Below are 19,666 nucleotides of genomic sequence, written 5' to 3' on the forward strand. Positions count from 1 at the left end.
TCATCACTACTACCCGTAACAACCCCTCATTCAAACTCATATTAAATTAATGATTACTTAATTAATTTGGAGGTTTGAATGAGCCACTTATCCTCATCACATCGACTCACTACCGCATTCCTAAACAATCTCAAGCCTAACCCCTCAAGCTCAAAATCCACTGACTATGAAGTTAACCTATCTGCTATGAAAGACTCTGGTTTACCAACGGGTGTTCGCTGCCTAGTGGGTAAATCAGGTGGTAAGCGGTTTCTGCTGCGCTATACCAGTCCAGTAACCACTAAGAAAGCATCCATCAGTTTAGGTAAGCATCCTGAAACTGACCTAGTAACCTTACGTAAGATTGCTAAACAGTATCGTCAGCAAATCATTGAGGGGGTTGACCCTAAGCTTGATCGTGATGATAAGGCTGCTGATACCACCATGACATTAGAACGCTTCTTTGAAGATGTGTATGTTCCGCTGGCAAAGCAGACTAAAAGAAGCTGGGATGATGACGTCACTCGATTTAAGTTGGCTAAATCAATCCATCATGTGCCCATTAATGGCTTAACCCCAGCTCATCTTATCAAGGTACAACTAGAATTAACTTCAAGGATTCAAGGCTCTGGTAAGCCCTATGCTGTAGCGACCATTAATCGAGTATTGGCATTGCTCAAGACCATTAATAAGCAAGCCTATCGGTTACTGGATACGCCATTCATTGCCGATAAGGTGAGCCTATTAAAAGAGGATAATGTTCGCACAGGTTACTTGTCTGAATCTGAACTCAAGACCTTTATCGGTCACGCCCTTGATTATGAAGATAGAAGTACAGGGGCGTTCTTAGCCATGTTATTTTTAACTGGCGCTCGCGATAAAGAGCTGAGATTGCGCTTGTGGTCTGAGGTAGATTTGCATGAGAAAACACTCTTTATACCGCATACGAAGAATGGCAGTAGCCATACTCTTTACCTAAGTGACTTCATGGTTAAGATTTTAGAATCAGTGCCTAAGTTGACACATAACCCCTATGTCTTTGCTGGAGAAAAGCAGGGTAAACCTATTAGCCCTGCTCGATATGCACTCAAGGTCATTAAGGCCAAGATGGGCTTGCCGGATATTCCTGGTGACAAAGCTAACATCACTCTGCATAGCGCAAGACATACTGTTGGTTCATTGCTGGCCTCTCAAGGTGTGCCGTTACATGACATTGCCAAGCAGCTAAACCATTCTGACCTATCAAGTTCAAGGCGTTATTCCAAACTGACGGTAGGGCGCAGGCGAGATATTGGTTCACGTTTGTCTGATATGGTTTCAATGCCCTCAATTTAAATACCCACCATATTAACATTGACGAAAAAGCCCCTGCTTAGCTCACGCTAAGCAGGGGCTTTTTCATTATTAAAGGAAACCCACAATGAAGAAAATTACTCAGTTCGACCAGATAGCAGCCTTACCACTACCAACCAATATCAAAGACCAGTTACTCGCTCATTTGATTGAGCCATTCGGTGATGCTGAAACGGCGCAGTCAATTTGGGATGAACTAGGTACAACGCTGTACCTCATTGAGCATAGTGACACCGATAACTCGCTTACATCGGAAACTGATGATGACCAATACTTTATTCAGTTTGTTAGTGATTACCCTGAGTGGGTGTTCTTACTTAACGATGAAGATTGCCCTTGGTTACTTGCTCTGACCATAACCACCTCAGCAGGAAGCGGCGCTTATCTCTGCGCACCCATGAACAGCCTGACATTACCCGTCACAAAGCTTGCTGAACAAGTTGAAGACTCAATTTAACCTAGTTAAAACCACATAGCATGGAGGTGCCTCATGGCGCATAAATCAAAGAATAAAACTGTAGTATCAAAAGTAGAAAGCATTAATGAACCGACTCTTAATGAGCAAGCCGATAGTGTTACCGATAACGAACTGCTGGCAGCAACCAAAACTGAAATAGCACCGCTTAATCATTTCACCAATATCGTTCTAGAAGGTAAGGCCAAGAAGCTATCACCTAAAACAACTAACCATGTGTTCTATGAAATCGCCTTGCATGATGAAGATAACCAATTGTATTTACGGTTATCGGGCAATGAAGGTGGTGGGCTTCACTCTAAGGAATGGATAAAGCTTGAAGATATTCGGGCTGTACTTGATGAGCAATCAGATAAGCCTTTTAAAAGCACCGTGATTAAATCGGTATTCAAAGGTGGCAGTGCGAATAACGCTGGCTTTATGGCGGCGTGTTTACGTGGATTGCTACTTATTAACCCAACTGAAAAATCGGTGTTTCTCCATGTTTTAGCGCCTGAGTATGTACAACGTCGTGATGAGTTGCGCTCTCTGGTTGCAGCTGAAACTACTACCAAATAAGCTGTAATTCCTCATCGAATCTTGCCCAGCCTTTAACCCGTAACATCTTTCTAAATTGACATACACCACTCTGACCAAGAGTACCGACCTAACCCTTTAAAAGAGACTTTATTATGAACTTAACTTTTAACGTTGAGCGCTTACTGCTGCCTGTAACAGTGGATTTGCAAGATAAACTAAATGAAATTGCCAACCAACATGACCTGCCAGCACTATCAACCCAAGCACTTACCTTTAACTTTCGAGATACCAGTTACAGCGCTGAGGAGGGTGGTTGGCATCCAGTTGAAATTCGTATCGAGCAAGAAGATGGGCAATGGCATTTCAGCTACATCACAGACTTTAGCTATGTAGGGCAACCATACCCTGAGCTGGCTAAAGAGGTCGATTTTGACTTTGATAATGGGCTAGTGTCATTTGCTTACATGAGGCCGCAACCCATTAGTGAGATTTCAGCAATGGACTTCTACCAGATGTGGGAGATGAACTTTTTAGCCTATGTCGGGATGGACGTCTTCGATGAAATAAAGGTGGCAACAGACTAGGCCATAAGTAGTTAACGAGGATTAAATCACCATGTATGAACCATAAAAACGAGTTGAAACCATTGGAAAATATTCAGGCTTGCCATTGCGCCATGCGAAGCGTGGGGTAATGGCAATGGCTGCTCTCATGGAGATTGCACCTACAACGTTTTGCCAATCCGTTGAGTCAGAATTTCAGGTGGGAGTGATTTGATGGGGTTTACAAGATGGTGTTTAAACCAAGGAGGGGATTTTGATTTTAACTCGTCTAGCTGGTTTACACTGAGCTTTTGGCATAGGAGAAAAACCTTAAAATCGCTCTAGCGAGGCGTAAAGTTCGCGCATTAACTCAAGCTTTAAACTCACTGGTGATAGCACTTCAATTTGAGGCATCCATGCTTTGAGTATCGGTATGATTTCACCTAGCTTAGTTACTCGACAGCTTACTAACACACTGCCATCAGCAAGTTCTTTTAAGATTTGCTGATTGGGCAGAATACAACCATCAACAAAGAGGTGGACTATCTCATGGTCAACTTGCAATAACACATCGGCATTATCAGCGGTTATCCACTCCATGCCTTGACGGTAAATGTCTTCTTTAACTTTAGGCACTAAGTTGAATTTATCTGGACTTAACTTGATGTTCGTTATCTTGCTGAGTCGGTAAGAATACAGCGCGCCTGACAGAGTTGCAGCGAGATACCAGCCGCCACGGTCATTGACCAACAGATAAGGAGATACAGTTTCGATAGCTTGCTGACGATAAGTAAAGCCAATAATGGACTGACTCAGAATCGCAGTAGTTAGCTGCTTAATTGTCCCTTGAAGCTGTTCAGTATTTTCAATTCGAGGACTTTTAAACAGCAGGGTTTTATCTATGTGCTGAAATGGCATGCCGTGTGGTAATAGTGAAGATAGCCCTGTGTTGTTCAATATCTTTTGAATGCTTGATGAACTAACGCGGCTCAGTGGTGCAAGCTTGTAGCCATCTTCGCTCTTAACAATCGGGGCTTTGATAAGCCTTTCGTTAAAGTCACGGCGCAAGGTCTTATCACTAACCTGATAGTCATTCATTAACTGCTCAATCGTCAGTACTTCACCCATAAACAAACGGGTCAAGATATCACTTAGTCGAAAGGCTAGCTTCTCACTCTTATTACTCATTTCATTATCGTATCGCACACGCTGGACAGGTTAAGTCCGGTCAATTTTGAAATGAGTTAATTCATCGCGCACTAAGATTTGGCATAGCTTTGATAGGCCATATAGCACCTAGCGTTGGCTTTAAAAATGAATGAGTTACATCAACTGGACACAACCTGTCCAGCCCTCGGAGGATACTAGCTCCACAACTTAACTGACTAAATCCTCTTAACTAACTTAAAAAGCCTTAACCCCCTTTAACCATAATCAAAATTGGAGATTATCGATGTCGAATATTGAATTCGAGCGTACAGACTCAGCTGTACTTATTTCAAAGCAAGAGTACCAAGCGGTATTTGCGCATTGTCGTGCAGTGCTCATTGCACTAAATGGCTCAATCAAGAAAGAAGATGCAAACGCTGGCACCTTGGAAGCGGCATGGCGATATGGCGTTAATCCATTTGGCCTACGAGGAACGCTACTGTTTAGAGCGTTAGATGATGGTGCTATCTCAATCACGGTTAAATCTGGCTTTAAAGATAGCTTTAACACTACATCAGCCGTGGAAAAGAAGACGCAGGAGATAATGAACGCCTTGCTAAATCAACAAAACGTGGAGCCGAATAACAATGCCAACTTAGGTAATTTACCTCCATCAATTCATGCTGCACCTGTTAATGCTTCGCGCAATAAAACCAAACTGGCCATGGCGCTATTATCATTTCTGCTCGGTGGTATGGGCGCACATAAGTTCTACGCCGGAACATGGGGCTGGGGATTAGTGTATTTAGGAAGTTGCTTCATCTTACCGGGAGTGTCAGCGGTTATTGCTGTGGTGGAGTTTATAAGAGTACTAACGCTATCGCCTGAAGCATTTGATACCAAGTACAACCAAGAAACGCCTAAACCATTTACGTTTATTTGGTAGGGCTATATAAGCGCCTAATCATTGCCCCCGTTACTAAGGGGTGATGCTTAGGCGTTTTTCATTTAAAAAAGGAGAAGCGATGTTAGATAAATTACCTGCACCGACGAGCGTGATAGTCATGAAGTGCAACAATGCCGATGAAATCAGTTACGAGATAAAAGGTAGCACTAAGGGCGCGATGAAAGGTGCAACCACGGGCATGATGGTAGGGCGGTTCTTTGGTCCGATAGGTATGGCTGTTGGTGCTGGGGTTGGTGGCACTATTGGTTATGTGCTGGGTGAGGAGGATTAGCTAGGCAAATTGATACGAAAAAAGAAGAGGGTTTCGTGACCCTCTTCTTTTTTTCGTTTTAGATTGTGACGTCAAAGCCTTGTTAGATAAGGCTTTAATGATTGTGTGATATAGGCTCGTTGGGGATATACATCAACCAATCACTATCTGTCATCTGAAAACAAGCGTCTTGGACCAACATTGTCAATTGATAGTTTTCTTTCTAGATTGTTGATCAAGCTAATTATGTGCTGCCTGGTTGCGGGTTTACCATTAATAATTAAACTTTCATAGGAAGTTGGTGTTGATTTATCAATTGCTAATTGAGTCACAGTGGTTTCGCTTTTGTCTAATTCTAGTTTTTTTAAGATACTGTCGGATATTTTTTTGCAAAGACGTTTATTTTTATATGTTACAATTAATTCTCCTGCCTCTGATATGTTTAGAGTTAGGTGTTTTTTACTATTGTCTTTATTCGAGTTCAAGACGTCATATTTGTCTATAGGTAATAGTCCATCAGCGATGTCATCGCACTTTACGAATAATAGGCCGTCTAAATTTGTTGGCTTTATTAAGATTAAACTTATCCCGTTCATTATATTTTTGTTTATTTCATCGTCATATCTTAACCAGATGGTTTGGTAATAAAAATCATTTGTTGTTAAATTACTTTTTATCTGAATTGTGAAATACTTTTTAAATGTTTTCTTTATATTATCAACAGTGCTATTAGGTATGTTGTGTAGTGTTTTTGTGGCATCAAATACATCAAGTAGAGTTTTCTTTAAATGTTCGTTATAAAAATCTCTATTTCTGTTTGGTTTTGCAATGTTGTTACTTATGCTTTTTTTGTAAGGAACCTGTTTTTTACAGATTGCTATTTTTGTGAGAGTATCTATGAGGGCTATATTTTGCTTGTGAGGTTTGGGTGTGCTATTAGGTTTATCAACGTTGTAATGTATATTAATGCTTTCGTAATTAGCTTTGTTGCCTAAGTTAATGTCGAAAATAATTTCTCTCTTTTCATTTATTGCTAAATTTTCGAAGTTTCCTTGATGATTTTTATATATCGATATGTATTCTGATAAATACTTATTTCTATTTGTTGAATATGTGGATCTTGCTGGGAATTTTAAATTTATTTGAAGGTTATTTGTTTTCTCATTAATGATTTTTCTTAGGTTGTCATTTCGTATTTTCGTCAAATTAATCAATAGTTCCATAGTAAAAAACTTGGTCTTAGCATCGATATTACAAAGTGACTTATGAATGAACAAGGCGACCTTCTTTTTTTGATTATCCACTTTGATTTTTTTCATTTCTCTAGCCTTACTGCTTGAAAAGTAGGACGTAGTCTAAACTTAAATCAAACGATTTCACACAAAACCTGTTCGAAAATTATAGTTAGGTCTGCTTGTTGTGGGTTTTAAAAAAAGTCGAACCTTTTTTATCGCTTTTCATTGCCGAAGCTCCTCATATACATCGGTTCGGTAAAAGGCTGTTCCCGACTTATATTTCGCTTATCCGCTAACCGATATTTGGATGAGTAAAATGAGCAGTACATCTATAGAAATGATCCAAAAGGTACTTAACACCTTGCCTCGCCCGATTAAGGGGGAGCAAGGTGTTGAGTACCGTTGGGCGAAGAACTCTCGCCTACGTTTATTGGTAACAGCTTCAAGCAAGCGATGGTTAGTTCGTTTTAGCTGGAAAGGTCAACGCTACTACGAGTCGTTTGGCACTTACCCTGAAATGAAGTTTGCGGACTTCAACCAACAGGCTTATCAGTTTATTGCTGATGTTCAGTCTGGAGCTTATCGCAGAGGTTTACGATTAACCGTTCAGCAGTTCTTTGATGACGTTTTAGTACCTCATAGTCGTAAGCATCATCGTGATCATAAAACGTTTCTTTCTCGTTCGAAACGGGTAATGGCATTTATGGGTCATAAGCGACTTTGCGATGTGACTCGTCGTGATGCTGAAAAGTTTCTCAATTCCCTGTCAGGTTTGGCCAATGCATCGGTGAATCGCTACCACGCTTTTTTATCTAAGTTATTTTCGATGGCTGTAGAGCACGACATCATTGAAAAGAACCTTATTAAAGGTGTGAAAAAGTTGGTTGAAAATAATACCAAAGACCGAGTGTTATCGACTAAGGAGTCTGAGAGTTTTTGCCGTCATGCTTGCGCTGAGGAGAACTTCATTCATGCAAGCGCATTGATGTTAAGTCTTTTAACTGGGATGCGTATTGGCAATGTCATTGGCTTATCTCGTTCCATGCTTGCCGATGATCTTACGTCAGCTCTGCTGCCTATGACTAAATCAGGTAAACCCCAACGTGTCTATTTTTCCGAACCTGCAAAACGACTGATCCGCAAGTGCCTCAAGGTTTCTTTTAATGATTGGGTATTCCCATCTTTAAAGAACCAACGTGAGCATATTACATACCCTCGTGCTTGTATGGCGCGTATTCAGCGAGCAATGAAAGCAGAGGGGACTCTAAAAGCCTCTTTCACTATCCACGATCTTCGACGTACCTATGCGACTCAAATGTTGATTGCAACCAACGATATTCGTTTGGCTCAACAAAGTCTTGGTCACTCCAATGTGAGTGTGACTGAGCGTTACGCCTATTACCAAAATAGCCATTTAGTAAAAGCCACTCAACAGACAGTTGAGGCGATGTTACCTAATTTTCAATTCGATTAAGGAGTACCAGATGAAACATGTATTAACGATAGAAGAGTTTGCAGCGGAATACAGTTTAAACGTTGCCACAGTGCGAACCAATGTCACTCGTAAGCCTGACAGCTTGCCAAAGGTATTACGGATTGGTCGCAGTGTGCGCTTCTTACGCACTGAAATTGAAAAATGGGAGAAAAATTTACTGGAAGCGGCGTAAGTCGAGAAATTTTCCAGTTCTTTCCAGCTATGTATAGTGCCAGCTGAGATGGGCTTGGTTGGCATAAAACTTAAATAAAAAACATAAATCGACGGAGATTTTATTATGACTACTTCAACTCAACCTTTATTCATTCGTAACGGTAATGCTGTGATTAATGCTAGTGCAGCAACGACATTAACTCATAACGGTGACTTTACGCTGTTGCTAGATGCTAAATGTCAAAAAGTCGCTTTTGAGCAAGGCGAATCGTCAGCATCACTGTTTGAGCGTGTAAAGAAAGCGATTAAACCTCATGAGAAATATGCCTTAAAACTGGAGAACGGCGGCTTCATTGACGCTCGCGTGATCTCAACGGTATTTGTTTCACCTAAGACTGACAATCTTGTTGTGGTTGGTGTGAATGAACGCCCTTTATGCGTATTGGATGCGAAAGAATTTTCTGATTTAGATGGGCTGACAGAGGTGATCTTAGATGCGTTAGTTGGCATTGGTGAGGGTAAAAAGTTCCCAGATATTGAATGGTCTGCTTACAAGGCTCAGTAATCTGATTTCGCTTTAACACGATGGCTCTTCGGAGCCATTTTTTTTTTTTTTGAGAGAGAGAGGGGGGGATGAAAATGCAAGAGTCATTGAACTGTTGGGCAGAAGATATGGATACTGAAATTGATGAGTCTGTTGAGGTGATTGATGTCGATGAGAATTTTGCTGATGCATGGGGTGATGCTAGTAACGATGAGCTACTAGATGAGTCGTTGAGTAGTATTAGCCTTGAAACGATGCCGCCTGTAGAAAGCGTAAGGGAGTATGTGCAATCGAAGAAAACAAGTAAGCGGCATAAAGCTCGCACCACGTTTTTTGAACGACCAATTATTTCATTCGACACTGAATATGTATTGTCTAAGTGTCGGAAGTTTAATCGAGTATTGAGTTACCAGTTTGTCGTGCTTCACAAAGGAAAACTATCAAAGTTAGTGTTATACCCCGACTCAACTAAGAAGTCGGGACGGCTGTCGATGGACTATTGCTTTGCTCGCGTAATTGAAAAGGCTATTGAAGATGATGTTTTGGAGTGTTGGCCTACGGATATTATAGTGACAGCCCATTTCATGAAAGCCGATATCTTTAATTTCAATCGTGCATTTGAGCAAATCAAAACGCACATTAAGGGGATCCGAAAGACAGTTGCGAGCTTAGGCGATGCTTATGCGCTTGATTTGAGCAAGGTGCTTTCTCGTCGTATTGATGATGAGCCCGTTAAGGTTACGGATAAGAATCGTAACTACCACATGTTACATCTTTCATTTTTCGACACTATGTTACTGGCTCCAGCTGGAAAATCATTGGCTGATGTTGGTGATCTCGTCGGCCTGCCTAAGTTGGATATTCCTGCGCCTTATAGCATCGAAAGAATGGATGAGTACCTCGCGGGCGATAAGGATGGTTTTGAGGCATACGGGTTGAGAGATGCTGAAGTAAGTGCTCGTCACTTTGATATGACGGCTGATTTATGCAAGGAGTTAGGCTTAAAGTCTGTGCCATATACCATTGGTGGCATGGCCGTGAAAGCGTTCATCAACTCCCTCGATGATGCTAAAGGTTATCGTAAGCTTTTTGGCTTTGAGGAAAAGAAGTTTGAAATCTGGGCTAAGGATAAAGCCAAGGTTCGCACTGTAACCGTTGAGGAGCCAACACTAGCACGTAAAACCATGGAGTGGTTTGCATCGGAGTGTTATAGCGGTGGCCGTAATGAAGCATTTTGGTCTGGCCCCACGTTGTCAGATACATGGAATGATCTCGATGTTCCATCTTGCTATGGCGCTATTACTAATGGCTTGCGGGAAATCGACTACGAAAACATGTACATGAGTCGTGATGTCAAAGACTTCTTTGGCGATAAGATGTCTCTAGCTTGGTTTGAGTTTGAGTTTCCGCTGGAGACGCGTTTTCCAAGCATAGTAGTTCGGGATAAGGACTCTTTGATATTTCCGTTATCTGGCGAGACTCACTGTACTGGTCATGAATTAGAAGTGGCGTATAACCAAGGTGCAAAAATTACGATAAAGCAGGGATTCATTTTTCCTTGGAAGAACGATACTCGGATCTTCGAGAAATATATGAAGTGGGGGCGAGAGAAACGTAAGAGCTATGAAAAAGGTTCCTTTCAAGAAAAGCTCGTTAAGGAAATGTTAAATTCCACATATGGTAAATTCTCACAAAATGTAAAACCGAAACAGACGTTTTCAGTAGGGGATGGATACAGCAAACCACAGCCGCCATCAAAGTTAACTAATGCTTATTATGCATCCTATACCTGTGGTCTTGCTCGTGCGTTACTTGGTGAAATGCTTGCTGGGGTACCAGAGGATAAAACCGTTATATCGGTAACGACCGATGGTTTCTTAACGAACGCTTCTATTGATGAAATCGATTTGACTGGGCCCGTATGTCAGCGATTTCGAGAGTTGTTTCATCGTATGGAGCCTAACGGTGGTGAAATCCTAGAAGTGAAACATAAAGTGAAGCGACTCATCTGTGCTAAGACTCGCGCACAATATACGGTGGAAGCGATGGATGGTTGGGAGTCCGTTCTTGCCAAGGGCGGGGTTCGCCCACCTAAAGATACCGTGGATCATAATGCTTATATGGTGGAGCTTTATAAAGAACGAACGCCAGAGAATAAGATTGATTCTTCACATTTAACGTCACTCCGTACCATGTGTGTTGAACAGAAAGACATGCTGATGGAAAGAAAAGAGTCACGCTTGAATCTGGAGTTCGATATGAAGCGTGAGCCAATTAATCCACGAACTATCGATGTTGATGGTACTCCTTTAATCAGCTTTGACACTAAACCGTTTAAGAATGCTTTTGAGATGCGCTACACCCGTATTCGATTCGATGCTTGGCGCAAGAATCATTGCCTGAAGACGTTAGAGGATTGGCACGATTGGCATGAGCGACTCAGTATGTACAAAGCCAATGATAAGGGGGTGGTTCGCTTGAAGAAGGACGAGAAAGCTGATGAGCTAATGGCTCGTTTGTTCGTTCGATTCTATGGTCATGAAGAATCGGGTATTACCAAGAAAGATATTACCGCGAATGCACTGTCTGAGTGGATGGTTGAGCTTGGTTATGACATTAAACCTAGTCTAGTTCGTAGTGCTGGAAGAGCGAAACTGGTGAAAGGTGTTGTGCCTGTTACCCAATGTACATTGAAGCTGGCGAGACTATTGGTAGATAAATTCCCTCAATTCGACCCAGTACCGTTGTTTAATGCTTTGCGTGAAGAAGTACTTTCTCAATTAAATAAATAATTTTTCGTAAATGATTAAATGATTAAATGCTTAGAGCCCTTGCAGGACAAGGGCTCTAAGCAGATGTGTGTCTAGTTCGTAGGGGATATACATAAGAGCTGCAAGTGAATCAAACAAAATCAAAATATTTAAGTTCGAAAAGCTGTTCGCTTTAGTCGTTGTAGTACTAGCAAAAATAGAGCTAATTATTGTGGTTCCTATCATGGCTTGAAAAGCTGTATGTAGGGTTAGTAAACGTTATGTCATCTCTGATTTATTCTTGGACTTCTTACTCACTAAAACCAGAGGATATAAACCATGGCACGTAATAAAACAAAAGCAGCGCACGTTGTAGTTCAAGGCCACCAACCGGGCGTTTACACTAAGTGGGACGATGTTCAGAAGCAGATTAAATACAACGGCAAGGTTAACTGGGGTTGTGACTCCTTGGTTGAAGCAGAGGCTGATTTTAAAGCTATTTGTGATTGGCGTGCATTATCGCCTGAAAATTCAATTAAGAAGTTAACACTGAAGGAGGCTAAAGCTATTGTTGGTAAAGCTTAATGTGTAATTTTAATTAGATAGCACATAGTGGTGTGCTGGCTTGTCCAGCACACCACTATGTGGCTTTATTATACTTCCCCAAGCCCTATCTCACCGCCTTTACAGTATTTCAAGCAGTCACCTCATTGAGTTGATATAATGCCGCCATCTAAGTTGTCAGCTGTCGTTAAGTGAATGATTTAACAGTAATACGAGGATTGTTGTCGTAACCTTGTCATTCCACGACTCATTAGCTGACACAAATTATTGAAAACTCATCTGGAATACTGCTTACCTATGAATAAACAGCAATTAGCCGCTAAGATTTGGGAATCTGCCAATCAAATGCGCTCTAAAATTGAAGCCAATGAATACAAGGATTACATCTTAGGTTTCATTTTTTATAAATACTTGTCAGATAAGCAGGTTCAGTTTGCTATTAAAGAAGATTTTTCTGCTGAAGATATTCGTGCTTTAACCGAAGATGACTCTGAAACGGTTGACCACATCAAGAGTAACATAGGCTATTTCATTGCCCACAAAGACTTGTTCTCGACTTGGATTGATTTGGGTAAAGATTTTGATGTGTCCAATGTGCGAGACGCATTATCAGCATTTAGCCGCTTAATTAGCCCTGCTCATAAGAAGTTATTTGACGGTGTATTTGAAACCCTGCAAACGGGGCTGAGTAAGCTTGGTGAAAACGCGGCATCACAGACCAAAGCTATTAGTCAACTTATCCATTTAATCAAAAACATTCCGATGGATGGCAAGCAAGACTATGACGTGCTTGGTTTTATTTACGAATACCTCATCAGTATGTTTGCGGCAAATGCAGGTAAGAAAGCGGGTGAGTTTTATACGCCGCATGAAGTGTCTCTTTTAATGTCAGAAATTATTGCTGACCACTTAAAAGACAAGAAAGAAATTGAGATTTATGACCCTACTAGCGGCTCAGGCTCATTGCTGATTAATATTGGTCAGTGTGTTGCTAAGCATATTGATGATGAAAATAACATTAAGTACTACGCGCAAGAGCTGAAGCAAAACACTTACAACTTAACGCGTATGAATTTGGTGATGCGAGGTATTTTGCCTGACAACATCGTGACTCGTAATGGTGATACGTTAGAAGACGATTGGCCGTATTTTGATGAAAATGACAAGGTTAACTCTTACGAGGCGCTTTACGTTGACGCAGTGGTATCAAACCCTCCTTACTCGCAAAGTTGGGAGCCAGAGCATAAAGAAACTGACCCTCGCTATGCTCGATTTGGTTTAGCTCCTAAAACTAAAGCTGATTATGCCTTCTTGCTGCATGACCTATACCATATCAAGCCTGACGGCATTATGACTATCGTTCTGCCTCATGGTGTGCTGTTCCGTAGTGGTGAGGAAGGTGCAATTCGTAAGAACTTGATTGAAGGTAATCATATTGATGCCATTATTGGTTTACCTGCTAACATCTTCTTTGGTACAGGCATTCCTACCGTAGTTCTTGTGTTAAAGCAAAAGCGTACAGAAACCGATGTGCTGGTTGTCGATGCGTCTAAAGGCTTTATCAAAGTAGGTAAGAATAACAAGTTAAGAGCATCTGATATAAAACGTGTGGTTGATACTGTTATCAATCGTGAGACACACCTTAAGTTTTCTAAAGTGGTTAGCCGTGACGAGCTTCGTGCTAATGGTTACAACCTCAATATCCCACGCTATGTTGATTCTTCTAAAGCGGCTGAGAGCTGGGATATCTACGCCTCGATGTTTGGTGGTATTCCTGAAACCGAACTTAATGAGTTTGCTCCGTTCTGGGAGGCTTTCTCAGGCTTACGTGAAACGTTATTCAGTAAATCATCAAGTGATTATGCAAGCTTGCAAGTGAGCGATGTTAAACAGTCGATAACAGCGCATGATTCAGTACAGGCATTTGCTACTGATTTTACAACTTCGTTTGCAGATTTTGGTGATTTCTTAAAGACAGAATTACTAACCGATATGCAATCGGTGAATATCGAGAAAAAGCAAACGTTACTGAGTGCGGATATCTTTACTCGCCTTGAGTCCATACCATTAATTGATAAATACGATGCCTACCAACTGTTTGATGATGAGTGGGAGGAGATATCTGGCGACCTTGAAATTATCCTGACAGAAGGTTTTGATGCCACCAAGGTTGTAGACCCTAATATGGTCATTAAGAAGAAGGCAGGTAAAGACACTGAAGTTCAAGATGGTTGGCTAGGTCGCATTATGCCGTTTGAGCTGGTACAAAATACCTACCTCAAGGTAGAGCTACAAGAATTACAAGACCTTGAAACTAAGCTTGCAGATATAATCGTGCAGGTTGAAGACGTGCTTGAATCGCTCAGTGAAGACGACAAAGAAGCTGATACTGTTAGCGAAGATAAAGCAGGCTTTGTTAATGCAGCTATAGCCAAAGCGGCTAAACAGCTAAAGGCAGAAGCTAAGAAAGGCTCCGTGTTTGCCGCTGATAGTTATGAAGCTAAGGTGATTAAAGTCGATGGCCTTATAACCAGAGAAAAAGCCCTTAAAAAACAGCTTAAGACTCAAACAGCTGCATTGCATTTAAAAACCAAAGATACCATTGAAACACTGGATGAAGCACAAGTGTCTGAGTTGCTGGAGCTTAAATGGATTGTGCCATTGGCTGAGTCTATCAACCGATTACCGACTCAGCTAATACAACAGTTGACTTCGCAGCTTCAAGCGCTCATAGAGAAATATGCCACGACTTATGCCGATGTTGCCCAAGACATAAAGCAAACCGAAGACTCGCTAGCGTTAATGATTGATGAGCTAACGGGTAGTGAGTTTGATATGAAAGGTCTCAACGAATTTCAAACTTTCTTGAAGGGTGAGTAATATGGCTGACAGTATGAATTTACCCGAGATTAGGTTTAAAGGCTTTGACTATAACTGGGATGTTAAGACGCTTGGTGGTTTAGCTGTGATAGTTAGGGGGGCTAGCCCTAGACCCATAGATGACCCTAAATGGTTTGATAGTGACTCACATGTCGGATGGTTAAGGATTTCTGATGTTACCAAGCAGGATGGCAGAATCCACTATTTAGAACAGCGCATATCTAAGGCTGGTGAAGGTAAAACTCGTGTTTTGACGGAGCCACACCTTCTTTTAAGTATTGCGGCAAGTGTGGGGAAACCCGTTGTAAATTATGTTAGCACTGGTGTACATGATGGTTTTTTAATATTCCAAAATCCGACATTCAATCGAGAGTTCATGTTTCAGTGGATGAAAATGTTTGAAGGTGAGTGGCAGAAATACGGACAACCCGGTAGTCAGGTAAATTTAAATTCTGAGATTGTAAAAAATCAAGAGGTTGGTTTGCCACGTGACGGAATAGAGCAATCCAAAATCGGCTCTTATTTCCAGCATATCGACAAACTTGTTGCTCTACATCAAGCCAAGTACGGCAAGCTGACAGTATTGAAGAAGGCCATGCTTGAGAAGATGTTTCCTAAAGAGGGCGCTGATGTACCTGAGGTAAGATTCAAGGGAGTTACTGATGGGTGGGTAAAACGGAGATTGCTTTCAAATTTTGAGGGGGTAATCGATTTTAGAGGGAGGACGCCTAAAAAACTTGGTCTCAATTGGAGTGACACTGGTTATTTAGCTTTGTCGGCGTTAAATGTAAAAAATGGCTATATAGACTTAAGTGTCGGCGCTAATTTTGGGGGGGAGGAGTTATACGATAAATGGATGTCAGGGAGTGAATTGCACAAAAATCAGGTGCTTTTTACAACAGAGGCACCAATGGGGAATGTCGCTCAGGTTCCTGATGATAGGAAATATATTCTTAGTCAGCGAACTATAGCATTTAAAGTTAAACCAATGCTAATGGAAGAGGGTTTTTTAGCTGTAACCCTTAGAACTCCTTTAATGCAAAGAAAGTTTATATCGCTATCAAGTGGCGGTACGGCTCAAGGCATAAGCCAGAAATCATTAGAAACCGTCAACGTAGTCGTTCCGAAGAGTATCGTGGAACAGTCCCAAATAGGCTCTTACTTTCAGAACCTAGATAAGCTTATCTCGCTTCAACAGCAAGAATTAACTAAGCTAAAAAATCTTAAAAAAGCCTGTTTAGATAAGATGTTTGTCTAGATGTCAGCCTCGGTAGTGTATTAAAGCAGAATAATAAAAATGACCTATAAAACAGAAGCAGAATTTGAAAAAGCATTAATTGCAGAGCTGTGTAACAAGGGATGGGAAGATAAGGTCTTAAAAAATCCTACCGAGGCAGATTTGCTGCAAAACTGGGCTGATATTCTATTTGAGAATAATAGAGGGATTGACCGCTTAAACGATGCGCCTTTGACTAACGGTGAAATGGAGCAGATTTTAGAGCAAATCGCCGATCTAAGTAGCCCGCTTAAGCTTAACGGTTTTATCAATGGTAAAACCGTTGCAATTAAGCGTGATAATCCAGATGATGCATTGCACTACGGCAAAGAAATCAGCCTTAAAATTTATGACCGTCTAGAAATAGCAGCAGGTCAAAGCCGTTACCAAATTGTGCAACAACCTAGATTTAAGAGTCAGACTAAGATTCTCAATGACCGCCGCGGCGACCTGATGTTGCTGATTAATGGTATGCCGGTTATTCATATTGAGCTTAAAAAGAGTGGTGTACATGTTAGTCAGGCTTGTAATCAAATAGAGAAGTATTCAGGTGAAGGTGTCTTTACTGGCATCTTCTCATTAATACAGGTATTCATTGCGATGGAGCCTAATGAGACGCTCTATTTTGCAAATCCTGGTGTGGATGGTCGATTTAATAAAGACTTCTATTTTCACTGGGCGAACTACGATAATGAACCAATAAACTGCTGGAAAAAAATCACCTCAACCTTGCTATCTATCCCTATGGCGCATCAATTAATTGGCTTTTATACCGTAGCTGATGATTCTGATGGTGTGTTAAAGGTGATGCGTAGCTACCAGTATTTTGCGGCTAACGCCATATCCAATAAGGTCTCTAAAGTCGATTGGAAGAACCCTAACCTGTATGGTGGTTATGTTTGGCATACCACTGGTTCAGGCAAGACCATGACGAGCTTTAAGTCAGCACAGCTAATAGCTAATTCCAAAGACGCCGATAAAGTCATTTTCTTAATGGATAGAATTGAGCTTGGCACTCAGTCTTTACGTGAATATCAAGGTTTTGCTGATGGTAGTGAGGACGTGCAAGCTACCGAAAACACAGGGGTTTTGGTATCAAAACTTAAAAGCGGAGACCCTGCTAATACCTTAATTGTTACATCTATTCAAAAGATGAGTAATATCACCGATGAAGAGGGGGGGCTTAAATCTAAGGATATTGAGTTAATTAACTCAAAGCGGATTGTGTTCATTGTGGATGAAGCGCATCGCTCAACATTTGGCGACATGCTCATTGCGATAAAAGCGACCTTCCCTTCTGCAATGTTTTTTGGTTTTACTGGAACGCCTATTCAAGATGAAAACCAAAAGAAATTGAATACGACTTCAACTGTTTTTGGTGAAGAACTCCATCGCTATAGTATTGCTGACGGTATAAGAGATAAAAACGTCTTAGGTTTTGACCCTTATAAAGTATCGACGTACCGAGATAATGACTTAAGAAAAGCAGTTGCCTTGGAAAAAGCTAAAGCTGCTGATGAGATTGAAGCAATTAGTGACCCTGTAAAGAAGAAGATTTATTACCGATATATGGATTCTTCACAAGTGAAGATGGCGGGATATGTTGGTGCTGACGGTAAAACCGTAAAAGGGATTGAGGACTTCATACCGAGTGCTCAGTATGAGCGTAAAGCCCATCAGGATAAGGTGGTTGCTAATATTTTAGAGTACCAAATAAGGTTGAGTCAAAACGGTAAGTTTAGTGCTATTTTTGCCACAAGCAGTATCCCTGAAGCGATTACCTATTACAGAATGATAAAGTCCCTCGCACCTGATTTCAAAATCACTGCGCTATTTGACCCTAATATTGATAATTGCGGCAACACCAAGGTAAAGCAAGATGGCCTTGTAGAAATATTGACGGATTATAACGAACGCTATGGGATGGATTTTACACTGGCATCTCATGCTAAGTTCAAAAAGGATGTTGCTGCTAGGCTTGCTCATAAGGACTCGTATACCAGAATTGAGCGTACTCCAGAGAAGAAGCTTGACTTTCTGATAGTGGTAGACCAAATGCTGACAGGTTTTGACTCTAAGTGGTTGAACACCTTGTACTTAGATAAAGTGCTTAGATATGAAAATATAATCCAAGCTTTTTCTAGAACCAATCGCTTGTTTGGTCCAGATAAACCATTTGGTAGTATTTATTATTATCGCTACCCGCATACGATGGAGCAGAATATTGAGAAGGCGATTGAACTGTATTCTGGTCATAAGCCGTTCGGATTATTTGCTGATAAGCTCGAATATAATCTGACTAAAATGAATGAAGTATATAAAGATATCGTCGATTTATTTGACCTTGCTGGTATCGCTGATTTTGTCACGCTTCCAGATGATAATTCAGAGAAGGGTAAATTTGCAGCACTCTTTAAAACGTTTAGCGTTCATCTAGAAGCTGCACGGATTCAGGGGTTTAAGTGGTCTGAGCCGTACTGTAATCGTGAAGATGGTACTAAACTTGTAGAGTTAAACCTTGATGAGGATACCTATCTTGTTTTAGCGCTGCGATATAAAGAGCTAGCAAGTGATGGCGGAGGTGATGGTGATGATTCTGGTACTGCAACCTATGAAATTGATGGGTACTTGACTGAAATCGAAACAGGAATGATAAATAGCGAGTATATGAATACTCGCTTTGAGAAATTCCTCAAGACGCTACAGCAAGATGATATTGATGATTCACAAGTTCAAGCTATGCTAGACGACTTGCATAAGTCATTTGCATCGCTAACTCAGGAAGAACAAAAGTACGGCAATATTTTTATTCATGATGTGCGTAGTGGTAATGCAACGATAGAAAACGGCAAGTGTTTTAGAGATTACATCGTTGAGTATCAATCTAATGCTAAAAATGCTGAAGTCTACAATATAGTGCAGGTACTAGGGTTGGATGAAGGTAAGCTTAGAAAGATTATGAATACTAAGGTTACAGAGGCGAATATTAACGGCTATGGTCGTTTTGATGACCTGAAAAGTACCGTTGATAAAGCTAAGGCTAAGGCTTATTTTGAAGCTTTAGAGGGGACAACGATTCCAGCTTTTAAAGTAAACATAAAGGTGCAGAGTTTGCTACAGCAATTCATTTTAAGCGGCGGTTTTGAAATTTAAAGATTGCTTATCTTAGCTTGTTTCACGCCTGTTGCGCTGATTGCAACAGGCGTGAAACAAGTAGGTTCTGTGCACATCAGTAGTAAGTTAGATCCAATAAAATCCTAAACTATGGGCAAGAATATCCTGCAAGATCCTAGTCTTTATAGTGACAGCAAAGGTGATTCGAAGAATTCAAAATCCGATTTCGAAAGAAGTGACGGTTCAAGTCCGTCCTCAGGTACCATTATCAACAAAACAACCTGCCATCGAGCAGGTTTTTTTATGCCTGTAATTTGGTTCAAGCGGTGCTTTTCAAGGTAATACTTATACCAAACTGGAAAATTAACTGGTCACACTTGCCCAATCCCTAGAACACAATTTTGTCACTCGCTCTGAACTC

At 41.0% G+C, this 19,666-nt stretch carries 16 protein-coding genes; 14 read left to right on the forward strand and 2 right to left on the reverse strand.

The window, feature by feature from the left end:
* Positions 1 to 78: 78 nt before the first annotated feature.
* The 4 genes from ACVBIO_RS10270 to ACVBIO_RS10285 all read left to right on the forward strand — a co-directional run bounded on the left by ACVBIO_RS10270 (position 79) and on the right by ACVBIO_RS10285 (position 2,910).
* A complete protein-coding gene (locus ACVBIO_RS10270) occupies positions 79 to 1,314 on the forward strand; it encodes a tyrosine-type recombinase/integrase (protein WP_447172520.1) in 1,236 nt (411 codons plus the stop codon).
* A gap of 85 nt (positions 1,315 to 1,399) precedes the next feature.
* Positions 1,400 to 1,789 (forward strand): hypothetical protein, encoded by a 390-nt coding sequence (locus ACVBIO_RS10275; protein WP_447172521.1) that lies wholly within the window; start codon positions 1,400 to 1,402, stop codon positions 1,787 to 1,789.
* A 33-nt stretch (positions 1,790 to 1,822) separates the two neighbouring features.
* Positions 1,823 to 2,365 (forward strand): hypothetical protein, encoded by a 543-nt coding sequence (locus ACVBIO_RS10280; protein WP_447172522.1) that lies wholly within the window; start codon positions 1,823 to 1,825, stop codon positions 2,363 to 2,365.
* Between the two features lie 113 nt (positions 2,366 to 2,478).
* Complete coding sequence (locus ACVBIO_RS10285; protein ID WP_447172523.1) at positions 2,479 to 2,910, forward strand: DUF2787 domain-containing protein; 432 nt, start codon at positions 2,479 to 2,481, stop codon at positions 2,908 to 2,910.
* 288 nt (positions 2,911 to 3,198) lie between these two features.
* On the opposite strand, the gene ACVBIO_RS10290 is transcribed toward ACVBIO_RS10285, so the two are convergent.
* Entirely contained in the window at positions 3,199 to 4,056 is an 858-nt protein-coding gene (locus ACVBIO_RS10290) for a helix-turn-helix transcriptional regulator (protein ID WP_447172524.1), read from the reverse strand.
* A 265-nt stretch (positions 4,057 to 4,321) separates the two neighbouring features.
* Here ACVBIO_RS10290 and ACVBIO_RS10295 point away from each other — a divergent pair, with 265 nt between their 5' ends.
* Both ACVBIO_RS10295 and ACVBIO_RS10300 read left to right on the forward strand, forming a co-directional pair.
* Positions 4,322 to 4,963 (forward strand): TM2 domain-containing protein, encoded by a 642-nt coding sequence (locus ACVBIO_RS10295; protein ID WP_447172525.1) that lies wholly within the window; start codon positions 4,322 to 4,324, stop codon positions 4,961 to 4,963.
* Between the two features lie 79 nt (positions 4,964 to 5,042).
* Positions 5,043 to 5,255, forward strand: a complete 213-nt coding sequence (locus tag ACVBIO_RS10300) for a glycine zipper domain-containing protein (protein WP_447172526.1) — start codon at positions 5,043 to 5,045, stop codon at positions 5,253 to 5,255.
* A gap of 143 nt (positions 5,256 to 5,398) precedes the next feature.
* On the opposite strand, the gene ACVBIO_RS10305 is transcribed toward ACVBIO_RS10300, so the two are convergent.
* On the reverse strand, positions 5,399 to 6,553 hold the full coding sequence (locus ACVBIO_RS10305) for a hypothetical protein (protein ID WP_447172527.1): 1,155 nt from the start codon (positions 6,551 to 6,553) through the stop codon (positions 5,399 to 5,401).
* 232 nt (positions 6,554 to 6,785) lie between these two features.
* Here ACVBIO_RS10305 and ACVBIO_RS10310 point away from each other — a divergent pair, with 232 nt between their 5' ends.
* From ACVBIO_RS10310 to ACVBIO_RS10345, 8 genes are all read left to right on the forward strand, one after another.
* A complete protein-coding gene (locus tag ACVBIO_RS10310) occupies positions 6,786 to 7,943 on the forward strand; it encodes a tyrosine-type recombinase/integrase (RefSeq protein WP_447172528.1) in 1,158 nt (385 codons plus the stop codon).
* A 10-nt stretch (positions 7,944 to 7,953) separates the two neighbouring features.
* Entirely contained in the window at positions 7,954 to 8,136 is a 183-nt protein-coding gene (locus ACVBIO_RS10315; RefSeq protein ID WP_447169744.1) for a helix-turn-helix transcriptional regulator, read from the forward strand.
* 105 nt (positions 8,137 to 8,241) lie between these two features.
* Complete coding sequence (locus ACVBIO_RS10320) at positions 8,242 to 8,682, forward strand: hypothetical protein (protein ID WP_447172529.1); 441 nt, start codon at positions 8,242 to 8,244, stop codon at positions 8,680 to 8,682.
* A 68-nt stretch (positions 8,683 to 8,750) separates the two neighbouring features.
* Entirely contained in the window at positions 8,751 to 11,453 is a 2,703-nt protein-coding gene (locus tag ACVBIO_RS10325) for a DNA polymerase (RefSeq protein WP_447172530.1), read from the forward strand.
* 297 nt (positions 11,454 to 11,750) lie between these two features.
* Positions 11,751 to 11,996 (forward strand): ribonuclease H1 domain-containing protein, encoded by a 246-nt coding sequence (locus ACVBIO_RS10330; protein ID WP_447172531.1) that lies wholly within the window; start codon positions 11,751 to 11,753, stop codon positions 11,994 to 11,996.
* Positions 11,997 to 12,272: 276 nt separating this feature from the next.
* Entirely contained in the window at positions 12,273 to 14,855 is a 2,583-nt protein-coding gene (locus ACVBIO_RS10335; protein WP_447172532.1) for a type I restriction-modification system subunit M, read from the forward strand.
* 1 nt (position 14,856) lies between these two features.
* Entirely contained in the window at positions 14,857 to 16,113 is a 1,257-nt protein-coding gene (locus ACVBIO_RS10340; protein ID WP_447172533.1) for a restriction endonuclease subunit S, read from the forward strand.
* Positions 16,114 to 16,152: 39 nt separating this feature from the next.
* Entirely contained in the window at positions 16,153 to 19,284 is a 3,132-nt protein-coding gene (locus ACVBIO_RS10345; RefSeq protein WP_447172534.1) for a type I restriction endonuclease subunit R, read from the forward strand.
* Positions 19,285 to 19,666 lie beyond the last annotated feature (382 nt).

The organism is Shewanella sp. 0m-8 (assembly GCF_052977265.1).

Excerpts from the sequence above, each read along its gene's own strand:
- ACVBIO_RS10270 (WP_447172520.1), top strand. The coding sequence starts at position 79 with ATGAGCCACTTATCCTCATCACATCGACTCACTACCGCATTCCTAAAC.
- ACVBIO_RS10275 (WP_447172521.1), top strand. The coding sequence starts at position 1,400 with ATGAAGAAAATTACTCAGTTCGACCAGATAGCAGCCTTACCACTACCA.
- ACVBIO_RS10280 (WP_447172522.1), top strand. The coding sequence starts at position 1,823 with ATGGCGCATAAATCAAAGAATAAAACTGTAGTATCAAAAGTAGAAAGC.
- ACVBIO_RS10285 (WP_447172523.1), top strand. The coding sequence starts at position 2,479 with ATGAACTTAACTTTTAACGTTGAGCGCTTACTGCTGCCTGTAACAGTG.
- ACVBIO_RS10290 (WP_447172524.1), bottom strand. The coding sequence starts at position 4,056 with ATGAGTAATAAGAGTGAGAAGCTAGCCTTTCGACTAAGTGATATCTTG.
- ACVBIO_RS10295 (WP_447172525.1), top strand. The coding sequence starts at position 4,322 with ATGTCGAATATTGAATTCGAGCGTACAGACTCAGCTGTACTTATTTCA.
- ACVBIO_RS10300 (WP_447172526.1), top strand. The coding sequence starts at position 5,043 with ATGTTAGATAAATTACCTGCACCGACGAGCGTGATAGTCATGAAGTGC.
- ACVBIO_RS10305 (WP_447172527.1), bottom strand. The coding sequence starts at position 6,553 with ATGAAAAAAATCAAAGTGGATAATCAAAAAAAGAAGGTCGCCTTGTTC.
- ACVBIO_RS10310 (WP_447172528.1), top strand. The coding sequence starts at position 6,786 with ATGAGCAGTACATCTATAGAAATGATCCAAAAGGTACTTAACACCTTG.
- ACVBIO_RS10315 (WP_447169744.1), top strand. The coding sequence starts at position 7,954 with ATGAAACATGTATTAACGATAGAAGAGTTTGCAGCGGAATACAGTTTA.
- ACVBIO_RS10320 (WP_447172529.1), top strand. The coding sequence starts at position 8,242 with ATGACTACTTCAACTCAACCTTTATTCATTCGTAACGGTAATGCTGTG.
- ACVBIO_RS10325 (WP_447172530.1), top strand. The coding sequence starts at position 8,751 with ATGAAAATGCAAGAGTCATTGAACTGTTGGGCAGAAGATATGGATACT.
- ACVBIO_RS10330 (WP_447172531.1), top strand. The coding sequence starts at position 11,751 with ATGGCACGTAATAAAACAAAAGCAGCGCACGTTGTAGTTCAAGGCCAC.
- ACVBIO_RS10335 (WP_447172532.1), top strand. The coding sequence starts at position 12,273 with ATGAATAAACAGCAATTAGCCGCTAAGATTTGGGAATCTGCCAATCAA.
- ACVBIO_RS10340 (WP_447172533.1), top strand. The coding sequence starts at position 14,857 with ATGGCTGACAGTATGAATTTACCCGAGATTAGGTTTAAAGGCTTTGAC.
- ACVBIO_RS10345 (WP_447172534.1), top strand. The coding sequence starts at position 16,153 with ATGACCTATAAAACAGAAGCAGAATTTGAAAAAGCATTAATTGCAGAG.